A 15,184-nucleotide genomic window follows, 5' to 3' on the forward strand; every position below is an offset into this window, starting at 1 on the left:
AATGAATCCACCCCTCTCTTGTTGAGTCTTTGGGTTTTTCTGGTACTCTCGTCTCTCTTTACTTCTTGCGTGCCCTTCTCTTTCTGTTACTGATTCGCATAGTGTGTCCAACGGAAACACTTTTCGCCGGGCAGCTGGGTGGGGGGGGTGGCTCTTGTGGATACAGTTTTCTTGGAAACTGTGCCCATTGGAGACATTCTTCAATATTGTTTTCGGCTTCTAAAACCAAATCCTCTGTAATCATTGATTTTTAAGGCTTGGCATGGACCCTGCTTATTGCGATGGAGTCTCCGGGATGGATCGCGGAGAGCGATTTTTCGGTGATCTGGAAGCGCGGTACTATCCGGCGCGGCTCTGTCACTGTGGAGTAGTGGGAACATGTCGAAAAAAGTAATCATTGTCGACGAACAGGGTTTTTCTCGAATCTGTTCGGCCTTGCTGGAATTGCAGGGTTGCCGGGCTGAGTGCCGGCCGCTTTCCGTTTGCGCGGTCGATTTGCATCACCCGGATGTGGGGTTGGTGGTGACCAGTTATCCCTATGGGGAGAAATTGCTGGAGAGCCTGGGGGGGCGAGAGTTGCCGGTGTTGGTTCTGGCCGACAGCCTGAGCGATCCCCTGTTGAATACGCTGAAACAGGTGCGCCATGCCTGCTGCATGGTCAAACCCGTCGATTATGAACGACTGACATCCTACGTCCGCCAGGTGCTTGTCGGCGGGGCTAGCGAATGGGGAGGTTACGATCTTGTTTAGGCAAATGATCACAATGCTGATGGTTCTGGTGCTACTGACCGCGTGTCAGGGGCAGACCAAGGAAACGATGGTGCAGGAAGGGATGACGCTAATGAAGGAGGGCAATCCGCTGGGCGCGGTGGTCCTCTTCAACAGCGCCCTGGAAAAAGATCCCAACTTTGTCGAGGCCCGCTACCAGTTGGGGCTGGCCTATCTCAAGGGGGGCAAGCTCGACAAGGCGGAGAAGGAACTGCAGAAGGTCCGCCTCCAGGATCCTGGCAACGCTGAGGTTCTCCTCGACATGGCCTCCCTCTATCTCGCCACCCAGAAGATCGACGAGGCCGAGGGGGAACTGCGTCAGTATCTGGAAAAACATCCGAAGAGTTCCCGGTCTCAGGAATACCTCGGGCGGGTGAAGGCGGTACGCGGTGACCTACAGGCGGCCGAGCAGCTCTTCAAAGAGGCCGCGGAGCTGGACGCCGGCAACGCCGAGGTCCGTCTGGCTCTTGCCCAACTCTATCTCCAGCTCGGTTGGACCGATCAGGCGCAGGCGGAACTGGCCTCCGTGGTCAAAGCCTTTCCCGACAAGAAGGCGGCGTACTTCATGATCGCGGCTCTGGAGGGGCGTCAAGGGCGCAAGGCCCAAGCCCTGGAGGCCTACCGGCAGGTGACGCGCATTGATGGCGAGGATATCGCCGCCCTCTATCTGACCGGTATGCTCTCCCTGGATATGGGGGATGCCGCCGAGGCCCAGCGCATCGCTGAGCACCTGCGCAAACGCCATCCCAAGCACCCCTCGGGTTCCCGCCTGCTCGGCATGATCCGCTACGCGGCCGAGGATTTCGAGAATGCGGCGCTGGAACTTCGGGCCTCTTTGCAGGGGATGCCCGACCTGGCCGGTTATTATTTCCTCGGCCTGGCCGAATACCGGCGCGACAATTTCGAACTGGCTTTGAGCCAGTTCCAACGCGCCCTCGACATTCAGCCTGAGCATCTGCAGACGCGGCTGATGGTCGGTATGACCCTGTTGCGCCAAGGGCGGATCGACGACTGCATCCAGCAAGTCAAGCAGGTGCTGGCCGTAAACGACCAGATCGCCATGGCGCACAACGTCCTCGGCAGCGCCTATCTGGCCAAAAAGGAATTCGACAAGGCCATGCCCCATCTCGACCGGGCTATCGCCCTTGATCCTTCCCTGGCCGACGCGCACATGAAGAAGGGGTTGTTCAATCTGGCCCAGGGCAATCCGCAAGGGGCCGGAGTCGAACTGGAAAAGGCCGTCGAGGCGGCTCCCGAAGCGCTGAATACCCGCTTCCTCCTCGCCTCTCTTTATCTGCGGCAACAGAATTACCGGGGGGTGATCGAAACCCTGCAGGCGGGGCTCGACGGGACGGAAGAGGATGCCCTGCTCTACAATTACATGGCCGCCGCCTACTTGGCGCAGAAGCAGAACGAGCAAGGGGTTGACGCCCTGAACAAGGCCAAGCAAGCCAAGCCCGACTATCTGACCCCTTATTTCAATCTGGCCAACTATTATCTGGCCAACCAGCAGCGGGACAAGGCGCTGGAAGAGTACCGGGCCATTCTCCAGATTGCTCCGGAGAACGTCAAGGCGCTCATTTCCCTCGGTACCCTGCAAGAGATCGAGGGGGACGCGACGGCTGCTAAGGCCAGCTACCAGAAGGCCCGCGCTACCAACGCCCCGGAAGGCTTCCTGGCGCTCGCCGGATACCTGGGGCGCTCGAAGCAGGGGGAGGAGGCGGCCAAGGTGATCGAGGCGGCCTATCAGACCCATCCGGAACATCCCGCCATTCTCGAAACCCGGGGCAAGTTGTTGCTGGGGCAGAAAAATACCGGCGAGGCGGTAAAGATGTTCCAGGCCCTGGACAAGGTCAAACCCGGCGCCGGACTGCCGCTGCTCGCTGTCGCCTGGCTCGCGGGAGGGGAACAGGATAAGGCCTTGGCCTTGGCCAAGGCGCGGATTGACGAACAGCCCGCCTCAGCTTCCGGTTATATGCTGGAAGCCGCCATCCACCAGCGTCTAGGCGCGGTGGACAAGGCCGAGGCCGCCCTGACCCAGGGGCTTGTGCGGGCCAAGGACGCGCAGCTACTTTCCCTGCAACTCGGCAGCCTCTACGCCGGGACTGGGCGGGTACCGAAAGCCCTGGAAACCTTTGCGGCTCTGCGCAAGGCTCAGCCCGATTTCGTCCCGGCGATCTTCGCCCTCGGGGCGCTGCTCGACCAGCAGGGAGACAAGGGCAAGGCCGTGGAGCTTTACAAAGAGGTCCTGGCCAAGGCCGAGGACCACACTGCCGCCCTCAACAATCTGGCTTATCTCTACGCCGACAACTACGGCACGCCGGAGGAAGCTCTGGTGCTGGCGGTCAAGGCCTTCCGCAAAGAGCCGGGCAATCCGGGGATTCTTGACACCCTGGGGCTGGCCCTGTTCAAGAACGGACGGCATGACGAAGCAGTTAACATCCTGACCAAGGCTGCCGAATTGCTGCCCAAGGTCGCGGCGGTGCGGTTGCACCAGGGGCAGGCGCTGCATGGCGCCGGCAAGAACGCCGAAGCGCGAGACGCCTTGCAGGCCGCGATCGATCTCGGTCCCGGTCCCGAAGCTGAGCAGGCGCGCAAGCTGCTCGAACAGATCAAGGATTAGCGAAACCGTCCGTCGCGCTTTGAGAACCTCGGGCGCGACGGCATTCATGGGTCTTTCATGCGTAAACTGACTTCCCTCATCCTGCTCGTCGACTTGCTTCTCGCGGCGCTGGCCCTGGTTATCGGCCACCTGCTGCGTTTCGAGGGGGCTTGTAATCTGGCCGTCATTACCGGCCCGAGTGGGACGCGGCTGTTGATCTTCGCGTTATTCGCGGTTTTTTCCGCCTATTTCTGCGAAATGTATCGCTGGGAAAAGTCTCTGGGGCGGCTCGATCTCGCCGCCCGCACCGCCGTCTCGATCCTGATGGCTTTCTTTGTCCTTTCCGCGGTCTATTACATCATTCCGGCGGCCATGGTCGGTCGCGGAGTGCTCTCCTTCTCGCTGCTGGTCTTCGGAGCCATGCAGTTTTTTGCTCATCTCGGTTTTCTGGCCCTCATGCAACTGCCCGCTCTGGCCCGGCGCGTGTTGGTCATCGGCGTCGGCCCTCTGGCCGCTACGGTGGAACGGGTCCTGACTGAAAATCCGGGGCGTCAAGCCTTTATCGGCTTTGTTCAGCCGACAACCGAGAAATGCACGGTCGACGAGAAGCGGATTGTCGGCGATGTCGAAGAAGTCGTCGAATTGGTGGAGCGGGAGCGGGCCGACCTGCTGGTGGTGGCGCTGACCGAGCGGCGTGGCGGACTGCCGGTGCGAGAACTGCTGCGCTGCAAGCTCAACGGGGTGGAGATCATCGACGCCTTGAGCTTTTACGAGGAAATGACCGGCAAACTGCTGATCGAGAACATTCAGCCAAGCTGGTTTCTCTACTCGGACGGCTTCCGGATCACCCCCTTTCTGCGTTTCTATAAGCGAGGATTCGACCTCCTCCTCTCTCTCTTCGGCATCCTGCTGGTGCTTCCCCTTTGGCCGGTGGTCGCGCTGCTGGTGAAATTCGATTCGCCGGGGCCGATCTTCTTTCGTCAGACCCGGGTGGGTGAGCGGGAAAAAAACTTCACCGTCTATAAATTCCGGACCATGCGTCAGGACGCGGAAAAGGAGACCGGTGCCGTTTGGGCGACCCAGGATGACCCGCGCGTCACCAAGATCGGCAAACTGCTGCGCAAAAGCCGGATCGACGAATTGCCCCAGCTCTACAACGTCCTCAAGGGGGATATGAGTTTCGTCGGCCCCCGTCCCGAGCGGCCGGAATTCGTCGATCGGCTCAACCAGAAGATCCCTTACTACAGCAAGCGCCACTTCATGAAGCCCGGTGTCACCGGCTGGGCCCAGGTTTGCTACCCCTACGGTGCCTCCGACGAAGATGCTCTGGAGAAGCTGCGCTATGACCTCTACTACATCAAAAACTACTCGTTATTGCTCGATTTTCTCATCATTCTGGAAACGGTCAAGGTTGTCGCCTTCGGCCGGGGAGGAAGGTAAATGAAAAAACTGTCTTTGTTGTTGGTGGTCGTATTTTTGCTGTTTGCATCCATCGCCTGGGCTGGGGATTACGTGATTGGTGAAGGGGATGGCTTGAATGTCGCCGTCTGGGGAGTTCCCGAACTGAGTGTTTCCGTACTGGTGCGCCCCGACGGTAAGATCACCCTGCCGGCCGCCGGCGACGTCAAGGCCGCCGGACTGACCCCGGTCGAGCTGAGCAAGGAGTTGACCACGGTCCTTACCGACTACGTCAAGACGCCGATCGTCACCGTGACCGTGGCGGGGATCACCAACAATCGCATCTATATCTCCGGTGGCGGCGTCCCCCCCCGGGTGTTGAGCCTGCCTGGTCGCAGCTCGCTCTTCAAACTCCTCTGCGGTATCGAGGGGATCGGTAACGCCGACCTGCAGCGGGGCTACGTCATGCGCGACGGCGAAAAACTCGCCGTCGACATGCACGATCTCTTCAACAACGGCAATATCAAGGCCGATATCGATCTCCGCGCCGAGGACATCCTCTTTCTGCCGACCAACGAGTTGAACAAGGTCTACGTCGTCGGCGCCGTCAATACGCCCCAGGGCATTATGTACCGGGACGGTCTGCGGGTTCTCGATGTCATTCTCGAATCGGGAGGCTTCACCAAGTTCGCCAAGGCCAGCGCGGTATTGATCCTGCGCAAAGAAGGGGACGACCGCCGGCGCATCAAGCTCGATCTCGACGGCCTGATGAAGGACGGTGAGTTGAACGAGAATCTCGAATTGCAGCGGGGCGACTACGTGATTGTCCGCGAAGGAATGTTCTAATAGAGCTGAACGCTGATCCTTCAGTTTTTTCAGCCTTCAGCCTTCAGCCTAAGGTTAACCCATGGATTCTCCGATTCTTCAGCTCAAGAAGTACCTTCATGCACTCTACAACCGGCGTTATCTCTTTGTGCTGGTAGCCGGCACCGTCGCGGCGCTGATCGTGGCGGGAAGCTTTTTCGTGCCCAAGAAGTACGAAGCGAAGAGCACCGTCTTCATCGAGAAAAACGTCATCAACAGCCTGATGAAGGGTCTGACCGTTTCTCCGTCCATGGGAGACAGGATTCGGGTTCTGCGCTATCACATGCTCAGCCGCGACATGGTATTGCGCGTTTTGAAAGAGCTGGATATGGATGTGAAGGTCCCCAATCCCCAGGAGTTCGAAGCGCTGATCAAGTACTGCCAGGCCGAGACCAAGATCAGCCTGCGCGGGGATGACCTTTTCTTCGTGTCGATCGTCGACCCCGACCCCGAATTCGCCAAGAACTACATCAACGCCCTGGTCGGCGCCTATGTCGAGGAGAACCTGGCCGCCAAGCGGGAAGAATCCTTTGGCGCCAGCCGCTTCATTTCCGAACAGGTTACCTTCTACAAAAACAAGCTCGACGCCATCGAGGACGAAATCAACCAGTTTCGGAAGAAAACCGGCATTTTCTCTTCCGTCTCCGAAGCTTCGATCATCGACGAAATCAAATTGGTGGAAGAGGAACTGAAGGGCTTGCGCGTCAAGAAAAACGAACTGCTCGCCACCATCAAGACCATCAGTGAACAGCTGAAGATGATGCAGTCCATGGCCTCTTCCGGGGGGGGCGCTCTTTTCGACATGTCCGCCTCCGTCGGCGACGGTCGCATCGCCGCGTTGCAGGCCAAGATCGACGAGTTGCTGCTGGTTTACAACGAGCAATACCCCGCCGTGGTCAAGCTGCGGGAACAGATCGCCGAACTGGAAAAGCGGCAGCAGACGGAAACGGTCGAGGCGCCTCCCATGCAGGAGGCTTTCAACCCGCTGGAGGATCCGATCTTCGTCGACCTGCGGATGCGCATGAACACGACTCAATCCGAGCTCAACGCCCTGCTCGCCCGGGAAAACGAACTGCTCAGCCAAATCGAAAACAACAAGCGTATTCTCGCCAATTTCCCCGAGGACAAGAAGGTTCTCGCCGACATGGAGCGGGAGCGGGCGATGAACCGCAACGTCTACGAAACGCTGCTGGAGCGGGCCGGCGTCTCGGAAGTTTCGAAGCAGTTGGAGGTTGCCGACAAGGCGACGACCTTCCGCATTGTCGATCCGGCGATTCTGCCCATTATCCCCGTGGGGATGAAACGGGTGGTGATGATGCTGATGGGGCTCTTTGCCGGGTTCGGTGCCGGGCTGGCCGCCGTGGTGGTCTTCGAAAAACTCGACGACAGCGTCAAGGATGTCGATGCCCTGCGGGCCATGGGCATGACCGTTCTCGCGGAAATCCCTCTCATGTACAGCGAGGTTGAAGCCCGGGCGACACGGCGCAAGGATCTGACCGTCTACGCCTATGGCGGGCTCTGCCTGGTGTTTGTCGGGGCCATGGTCGGGCATGATCTGTTGGGCCTGACTTTGGTGGATCAGGCCATCGGTTACTTCCATCTGGATAAGCTTATGGCCGATGTGGTTGGGGTGATCCGTTAGTTCCTGGTCGAAGAGAATTTTGTTTGCATAGTCGAGGTTTTCATGAGTCGTATTGAAAAGGCCATCGAAATGGCCGCTAAAAAACGTCAGGCCATCGCTCCCGTTTCGCCCGAACCTTCCGTCGAACCGACGCAGACCCCGCCGAAGGCTGAGGAGATCGTCACTCCCAGTGCCGTCGCCACTCGGGAGCCGGGCCATTACGAAGCCCGGCACGAAGTCTTCGCCAGCGTGCCGCCGCCGGTGATTCGCAACCCCTTCTTGGTGACCGCCACCGGTGAGACCGGACCCGCTTCCGAGCAGTACCGTAAACTCAAATCGGCCATCGTCAAGCTCGCCCAGCTCGGTCGCTTCGACAAGTCGCTGATGGTCACCAGCGCCATCGGCGGCGAGGGCAAGACCCTCACCTCCATCAACCTGGCCATCACCCTGGCCCAGGAATTCGATCACACGGTGCTGCTGGTGGAGGCGGACATCCGTCGCCCGACCATCATGAAATACATGGAGATGGAGTCCCCCGTCGGCCTCACCGATTGCGTCCTCGACGGCATCGATGTCGGCGACGTGCTGGTCAAGACCGGCATCGGTAAGCTTTCCATTCTCCCCGCCGGGCGCACGGTTCCCAATCCGGTGGAACTCTTCTCCTCTAACCGCATGCAGAACCTGCTGCTCGAAATCAAGAACCGCTATCCCGACCGTTACGTCATCGTCGACACCACGCCGCTCTTGCCCTTCGCCGAGCCCCAGTTCATCGCCGGCGCCGTCGGCGGCGTTCTCTTCGTGGTACGCGAGGGCTATACCTCCACCGACAAGGCGGTCAAGGCCCTCGGTCTGCTCAAGAACCACAACCTGCTCGGGGTGGTCTGCAACGGTGTCAGCCAGGTGCACAGCGGCGGAAAATACGGCTACTACGGGTATTACGGGTACAAATAGGCGGTAACCCGATTAAATGTCGAAGAGGTGTGATGATGTTGAATTCTTTGAAATTAGCCGTGCCCCTGCTGCTGGCTGGACTTTTTATCCCTGGCACGAGCTGGGCCGAATTCCGGGCGACTCCGTCCTTCTCCCTGCGGCAGGAATATAACGACAACATCTACCTGGAACGGGACAAGGAGGGGGATTTCGTCACCTTCGTCCGTCCCTCCCTGGATATCCTCTGGAGCACCCGGGTTGTCGATTTGACCCTCGATCTCGGTCTCGAATACGAGAAATACTGGGACAACAGCGACGAGGACGAACTGCGGCCGAGCCAGGGGGCGCGTCTCGACTCCACCTTCAACCTCTATCGCGACGCCCTCTTTCTCCGGGTCACCGATACCTACGAACGCGTACCCATCGACGAAGGGGACAAGGGCGCCGTCGACAACAATCTGGTCAACCTCACCGACAGCAACCGCCTGGAGATCAATCCCTACCTGCTGCTCCAACCCCTGCGCACCCTCCAGGCGCGTTTCGACTATCTCTATGAAAATGTCTGGTATCGGGAAGAGGAAGGGGACGACGCGGAAACCCACCGCTATTCGGCCGTCCTGACCCAGCAGCTCACTCCGCGGATCAGCGCCGATCTCACCGGATCCTTTACCCAGTTCCGTCCCAAGGATGCCAGCCGTTCCCTCCTCGACGACACCGGCGAGGAAGAATACGACCGCACCGATGCCGGCGTCGGCCTGCTCTGGCAGGTGAACGACCAGCTCGCCCTGCGCGGCGACGTCGGCCGCGCCTGGCTCGACTACGAGTTCAGCGACGATTACGATTCCACCCTCTTCGGCGGGCAGGCCGACTACCAGATCTCCGTCGCTTTTTCCGTTGGCGCCGCCTACGAGGAAGACATCTCCGCCAGCGTCGAGGACGGCGCCCGTGAGCGGCAAAAGGCCTCCGCCTATCTCGCTTATGCCGACCGTTCCAATGTGCGTCTCACCGTTTTTCAGACCCGCGACGACTATATCGAAATCGACCGGCGGGATGACGGCATGGGCGCGACCCTGGACGGCGATGTGCCCATCACCAACAAGAAAGGGATCGCCTGGCTGCTCAGCTACACCGACTACGAAGAGGGGGATTTGGAGGAGTACCAGCGCTACGGCGGCCGCCTTGAATTCTACCATCAGCTGCGTCTGGGCCGGGTTTCCCTCGGCTACACCTACAACCGCAACGATTCGGATATCCCCTCGGAAGATTACGACAACAACATCGTCTTCGCGCAGGTGGCTTTAAGGTGGTAAGGCCGAAGACCGAAGGCTGAAGTGTCAGCCTCTTCAGTCTTCAGCCTTACCCCTTCAGTCTTCAGCCTTCTTCAGCCTGGATTCTTCATGTACGAATCTTATTTCGGCCTGACCGTCAAACCTTTTGAGCTGGTCCCCAACCCACGCTTCCTGTTCAACAGCCGCTCGCACAAAAAGGCCATCAGCTATCTCAGGTACGGTTTGCAAGAGCGGGCCGGCTTTATTCTGCTCACCGGCGAGGTCGGTTCCGGCAAGACCACCATCGTTCGCGACCTGATCAACAATCTTGATGCGGACATGGTCCTTGCCATGGTCTACAACACCCGCGCCACCGCCCGGCAGATGCTGGCCATGATCAACGAGGATTTCGGTCTGGAGGTCGGCGGCAAGGACAAGGACAAGGTCACCCTGCTGCGCGATCTCAACGATCATCTCGTGGCCCTGCATGCCGAGCAAAAACGGCCGGTTATCATCATCGACGAGGCGCAAAATCTTTCTCCCGCCGTCCTCGAAGAGATCCGCCTCCTTTCCAATCTCGAAGCGGACAACTTCAAACTGGTGCAGATCGTCCTGGTTGGGCAGCCCGAACTGCAGAAGCTCATCACCCGCCCGGAACTGCGCCAGTTGCGCCAACGCATCAGCGTCCACTGCCATCTCGAACCTCTGACCCGCGAGGAGACCGAGGCCTACGTCTACCATCGCCTGGCCATGGCCGGCAATCGCAACGCCCTGCGCTGGCAGGAAGGCACCTTCGACACCCTCTACGGCTACAGCGCCGGCATCCCCCGGCTGATCAACGTCTTCTGCGATTTCGTGCTGCTCGCCGCCTTTGTCGAGGAAACCCACGACATCTCCCTGGAGATGCTCGAAGAGGTGATCGGCGACGTCTCCTGGGATCGTCAGGTGGAAGCGGCACGCCTGCATCAGGCGTTGGCAGGGGGGGGCGGCGCGGCCGATGAAGGCATCTCCGACCGTCTCTATCGCTTTGAGCAGCGTCTGGCCTCACTCGATGCCATGCACGAGGAAGAAGGCTGGATCGCCCGGCGCCTCGCCGTTCACGAAGAGCTTCTCGAGCGCCTTGCCGACCGCCAGCATGAAGATGCCGAACGGCATGACGCCGGGCTGGAACGGATTCTACGCCAACTCGACGAACTGCAGGGCGCGATTGGTCGGCTCGCGCTCCAGGCGCAACTGGCACCCTCCGCGGCTCAGCCTGCACCCCTGGCCGCAAAACCTCTCCCCGTCGAGCCGCCCCCGGCTCCCAAGGCGCCCTCGGTCCCCGGCCCGTTGCCGAAACGTCGCTGGTTTGGGAGAAGGTAGGGGCGCAGCATGCTGCGCCCCTACGTGGCATCAATGGCAAAATGACGCCACACGCACAGCCCGGGCTTTCATGGTTTTTCCGTAGGGACGGACCAAGTCCGCCCGACTTGATCGTTGGATGTTGATGCATATTGGGCGCACTCGGTGCGCCCCTATCAGGGTGATTGCCGCTATCATGATTACCAACTTCCTCAGTATCGACGTCGAGGATTATTTTCAGGTCTCCGCTTTCGAGAAGGTGTCGCCGCCGGATTCCTGGGACGGATGTGACCTGCGCGTTGTCGCCAATGCCGAGCGGATTCTTGCGTTGCTCGACGGGGCCGGGGTCAAGGCCACCTTTTTCGTCCTCGGCTGGGTGGCCGAGCGTTGCCCGGAACTGGTCCGGCGCATCGCCGCCGCTGGTCACGAGATCGCCAGCCACGGTCACGGCCATCGTCGGGTCGGCACCCTCTCCCGCGCCGAGTTTCGTGACGACATTTGCCGCGCCAAGGGGCGGCTCGAAGAGATCGGCGGATCTGCGGTCCTCGGCTATCGGGCGCCGAGCTATTCCATCTCGCGTCAAACCCCCTGGGCCTTCGACGAACTGCTGGAAGCGGGCTACCGCTACGATTCCAGCATCTTCCCCATGCGCCACGATTTTTACGGCATGGCCGACTGGCCGCGCTTCGCCGGTTACGCGGTAAAGGATGCCGACGGCCAGTGGCGGCCCGGCGAACCGGTGGCGGGGGAAGCCGCGATCCTGGAGTTGCCGATCAGCACCTTGCACCTGGCCGGGAAAAATCTCCCCATCGCCGGTGGCGGCTACTTCCGCCTCCTCCCCTACGCCGCCACGCGCTGGGGACTCAAACGCATCAACGAGGTCGAGGGAAGACCCTTCGTCTTCTACCTGCATCCCTGGGAGTTCGACCCCGCCCAGCCGCGTTTTCAAGGGGCCGGCTGGAAGAGCAACTTCCGCCATTATCTCAACCTCGACCGGACTGAAGGACGGTTCAGGCGATTGCTCGGGGATTTCCGCTTCGGGACGATCCGTGCAGGATTGAATCTGTAACTTCAAGGTCGTCTGGTCCACGGAAGGCACGGAAGACACGGAAGTAGAACCAAAAACAAAAAGATGGTTTTTTTCGGTTTTGAATTTGTCCGTGCTTTCCGTGTCTTCCGTGGAAAAAAAATTTAAAGGATTTACGAGGTTTGTATTGATGAACATTCGGCTCGCCACGGACGCCGACCGCCATATCTGGGACGCTTACGTTCTGAATCACCCCGACGGCAGCCTCTTTCATCTTGACCGGTGGCGGCAGGCGATTGATCGGGCATTCGGCCATCCAAGTCATGCGCTGATTGCCGAAGAGAGGGGGGGCGTGGTCGGCCTGTTGCCCCTGGGGGAGATTAATAGTCGCTTCTTCGGGCACTATCTGGTTTCCGCCCCCTTCGCCGAGCTCGGCGGACCGCTGGCCGACACCCCCGAAACGGCCGTAAAACTTCTGGAGAAGGCGGCGGAAATCGGCCGGGAGCGGAATTGCGCCTATGTCGAGCTGAAGAACAGGCAGCCCCTGGACGGCCTGCCGACCAAGGATCTCTACGTCAACTTCAGCAAGGCGATCCTGCCCGAGGTCGAAGCCAATCTCGCCGCCATCCCCCGCAAATCCCGCGCCGCCGTGCGCAAAGGGATCGACGAGGGGCTGACCGCCGCCTTCGGCCACGATCAATTCGACGCCTTCTACGAGGTCATGGCCCAAAGCTACCATCAGCTGGGCACCCCGATCTTCGCCAAAGGGTTTTTCCGAGCGTTTCTCGAGGTCTTCGGCGACGACGTTGAAGTCATGGTGGTGCGCGAACGAACGGGCGTCCCGGTGGCTTGCGTGCTGACCTTCTATTTCAAGGACCGGGTCATGCCTTACTACGCCGGCTCCCTCTGGGAATACCGCCGACTTTGCCCCAACGACTTCAAATACTGGGAGCTGATGAAGCGTGCCTGCGAGCGGGGCTGCAAGGTGTTCGACTACGGGCGCAGCAAAATCGACACCGGCTCCTTTAGTTTCAAGAAGCACTGGGGCTTCGAGCCGACCCCCCTGGCTTATCAGTACCAGCTGATCAACGCCGACGAGATGCCGAACCTCAGCCCGACCAACCCTAAATATCAACGGAAGATCGAGCTGTGGCGCAAAATGCCGCTGGCTCTGAGCAAACTCGTTGGGCCGCCGTTGGCCAAATATCTGGCATGAAATCGAGCGCGGCGCGGGCCTTCGGGCCGCCCCTGCTACTGATGGGGTTGATCTTCGTCCTCTCCTCCATCCCTGGCCGGGTGGAAGAGGGCATGTTTCGGGTGCTCACCGAACTCGACCCGCCCTGGCAGAACCTGCTGCACATTCCCGTTTTCGGTCTGGTGCAGTACCTCTGGCTGCGGGGTTTCGCGCTGAACGGGAAGACCGGCAAGGCCGCTGTCGTCCTGAGTTTCTTCTTAACCATCGGCTACGGGGCGCTCGACGAACTGCACCAGTATTTCGTTCCCGGTCGTTACGCATCGCTCCTTGATGTACTGCTCGACGGGGGTGGCGCGGTGCTGGGAGTGTTGGGGTTTTGGGTGCTTCGGAAGATACGTGACGACAGCTCCAAAAACGTTTAAGGCCTTTTATCCACGGAAAACACGGAAGGCACGGAAGGAAAACCGAAAGGTCAAAACCTGGGTTTTAGACAGGATAAAGGCGGATAACTGCGGATAAAGGCAGGATGAATCTTTGGATTTTAGATTTTAACATCCGATTTTATCCGCTCTTATCCTGTCAAAGAAGATTTTAAAGACTTGGTTTTTGGACAGGATAAAGGCGGATAACTGCGGATAGAACCGGATAAATCTTTGGGCTTGTGGTTTTAACATCAGCCTTTATCCGCCCTTATCCCGTCAAAAAAAGACTTTAAAAGACTTTGTTTTTAGACAGGATAAAGGCGGATAACTGCGGATAAGGGCAGAATAAATCTTTGGATTTTAGATTTTATTATCCGATTTTATCCGCTCTTATCCTGTCAAAAAAAAGATTTTCAAGCTTTTGTCCGTGATTTCCGTGTCTTCCGTGGACATAAAAAGGATTTGCCCGTGAAGATTCTCTATCTCTGCCACCGTATTCCCTATCCCCCCAACAAGGGGGACAAGATTCGCTCCTTCAACGAGGTGCGTTATCTCGCGGCGCGGCATGAGCTCGATCTGCTCTGCCTGGCCGACGACCCCGGGGATCTGAAGTATCGCGCCGAGTTGGAGAAGATCTGCCGTCGGGTCGAGGTCTTCCCCCTCGATCCGACCCGGGCCAAGGTGCGCGGGCTGCTCTCCCTGGCCAAAGGCAACAGCCTTTCGGCGGGCTACTTTCATCAGCGCGACATGCAACAGTGCTGCGACCGCCTGCTGCAAGAAGGGGATTACGACGCCGTCCTCTGTTTCTCCTCGACTATGGCCGAATACCTCTTCCGCGCCGCCCCTCAGAAAAAAAGTCCCAGGCGGGTCATGGATTTCTGCGACGTCGATTCGGACAAGTGGCTGCAGTACGCCGCCGAATCCCGCATCCCCCTGACTTGGCTCTACCGCCTGGAAAACCGGCGACTGGCCGACTACGAACGGGGGATTTACCGGGCATTCGACCATTCGGTGTTGATCTCCGAAGCCGAAGCTCTTCTCTTCCGCGGGATCTGTCCTGAGGCCCGGGATATCGCCGTCATCCCCAACGGGGTCGATTACGACTATTTTTCCCCCGAGCGGGAGAGCACGCGGGTACTGTCGGTCGATACGCCGAACCTCGTCTTTACCGGCGCCATGGACTATCACGTCAACGTCGACGGTGTGTGCTGGTTCTGTCGCGAAATCTGGCCGCTGCTGAAAAAGGATTTCCCCCCCCTGCGTTTCACCATCGTCGGCAGTAAGCCGACCCCGGCGGTCCTCGCCCTGGCGAAACTGGATGGAGTCGCCGTCACCGGCTTTGTTGACGATGTCCGACCCTACTATCGGGACGCGGACGTCTGTGTTATCCCTTTGCGTCTGGGCAGGGGAGTGCAGAACAAGGTGCTCGAAGCCCTGGCCATGGGCAAGGCGGCGGTTGCCACGGCCAAAGCCAACGCCGGGATTCAGGCTGAGGACGGCACCCACCTGCGCCTCGCCGACTCCCCCCGGGATTTTGCCGCCGCCGTCGCTACCCTGTTGCGCGATCCCAGTCAGCGGCAAACCCTTGGCGGGAACGCCCGGCGCTTTGTGACGGAACGTTACGACTGGGCGACGAACATGGAAAAATTGGAAAAATTGTTGATGACGGTGTAGGGGCGCAGCTGCGCCCTTACGATAAACGACGGCCAAACAGGGCGACCCATGGGTCGCCCCTACGGGGTAAATTC

Annotated in this window: 12 protein-coding genes; all 12 read left to right on the top strand. The window is 59.4% G+C overall.

Translation table 11 applies throughout. From position 1 onward, the window contains the following. Positions 1–378 precede the first annotated feature (378 nt). Positions 379–750, top strand: a complete 372-nt coding sequence (locus BQ4888_RS08160; RefSeq protein WP_092056253.1) for an ANTAR domain-containing protein — start codon at positions 379–381, stop codon at positions 748–750. A gap of 4 nt (positions 751–754) precedes the next feature. Further along, positions 755–3,391 (top strand): XrtA/PEP-CTERM system TPR-repeat protein PrsT, encoded by a 2,637-nt coding sequence (prsT, locus tag BQ4888_RS08165; protein WP_092056256.1) that lies wholly within the window; start codon positions 755–757, stop codon positions 3,389–3,391. Between the two features lie 57 nt (positions 3,392–3,448). Next, the gene (locus tag BQ4888_RS08170; protein ID WP_092056258.1) at positions 3,449–4,810 is read left to right on the top strand and encodes a TIGR03013 family XrtA/PEP-CTERM system glycosyltransferase; all 1,362 of its coding nucleotides are present in this window, start codon (positions 3,449–3,451) and stop codon (positions 4,808–4,810) included. Continuing rightward, on the top strand, positions 4,811–5,614 hold the full coding sequence (locus tag BQ4888_RS08175) for a polysaccharide biosynthesis/export family protein (RefSeq protein ID WP_092056261.1): 804 nt from the start codon (positions 4,811–4,813) through the stop codon (positions 5,612–5,614). It begins immediately after the preceding gene. 61 nt (positions 5,615–5,675) lie between these two features. Then, positions 5,676–7,274, top strand: coding sequence for an XrtA system polysaccharide chain length determinant (locus BQ4888_RS08180; protein ID WP_092056267.1), 1,599 nt, complete (start codon positions 5,676–5,678; stop codon positions 7,272–7,274). Between the two features lie 42 nt (positions 7,275–7,316). Then, positions 7,317–8,204, top strand: coding sequence for an XrtA-associated tyrosine autokinase (locus BQ4888_RS08185; protein WP_092056271.1), 888 nt, complete (start codon positions 7,317–7,319; stop codon positions 8,202–8,204). A 47-nt stretch (positions 8,205–8,251) separates the two neighbouring features. Next, positions 8,252–9,493 (top strand): TIGR03016 family PEP-CTERM system-associated outer membrane protein, encoded by a 1,242-nt coding sequence (locus BQ4888_RS08190; RefSeq protein WP_170232795.1) that lies wholly within the window; start codon positions 8,252–8,254, stop codon positions 9,491–9,493. A gap of 87 nt (positions 9,494–9,580) precedes the next feature. Then, on the top strand, positions 9,581–10,813 hold the full coding sequence (locus BQ4888_RS08195; protein ID WP_092056277.1) for an XrtA/PEP-CTERM system-associated ATPase: 1,233 nt from the start codon (positions 9,581–9,583) through the stop codon (positions 10,811–10,813). 175 nt (positions 10,814–10,988) lie between these two features. After that, positions 10,989–11,861 carry an XrtA system polysaccharide deacetylase gene (locus BQ4888_RS08200; protein ID WP_176374246.1) on the top strand — a complete coding sequence of 291 codons (873 nt, stop codon included), beginning with the start codon at positions 10,989–10,991 and terminating at the stop codon, positions 11,859–11,861. A 148-nt stretch (positions 11,862–12,009) separates the two neighbouring features. Beyond that, positions 12,010–13,035, top strand: a complete 1,026-nt coding sequence (locus BQ4888_RS08205; RefSeq protein WP_092056280.1) for a FemAB family XrtA/PEP-CTERM system-associated protein — start codon at positions 12,010–12,012, stop codon at positions 13,033–13,035. Continuing rightward, complete coding sequence (locus BQ4888_RS08210; protein ID WP_092056281.1) at positions 13,032–13,436, top strand: VanZ family protein; 405 nt, start codon at positions 13,032–13,034, stop codon at positions 13,434–13,436. The genes BQ4888_RS08205 and BQ4888_RS08210 overlap by 4 nt, the downstream gene beginning before the upstream one ends. A 468-nt stretch (positions 13,437–13,904) precedes the next feature. Next, entirely contained in the window at positions 13,905–15,110 is a 1,206-nt protein-coding gene (locus tag BQ4888_RS08215; protein WP_092056283.1) for a TIGR03087 family PEP-CTERM/XrtA system glycosyltransferase, read from the top strand. The last annotated feature ends 74 nt before the right edge of the window (positions 15,111–15,184 follow it).

This window comes from Desulfuromonas acetexigens, from assembly GCF_900111775.1.
GTDB classification, from domain to species: Bacteria; Desulfobacterota; Desulfuromonadia; order Desulfuromonadales; family Trichloromonadaceae; genus Trichloromonas; species Trichloromonas acetexigens.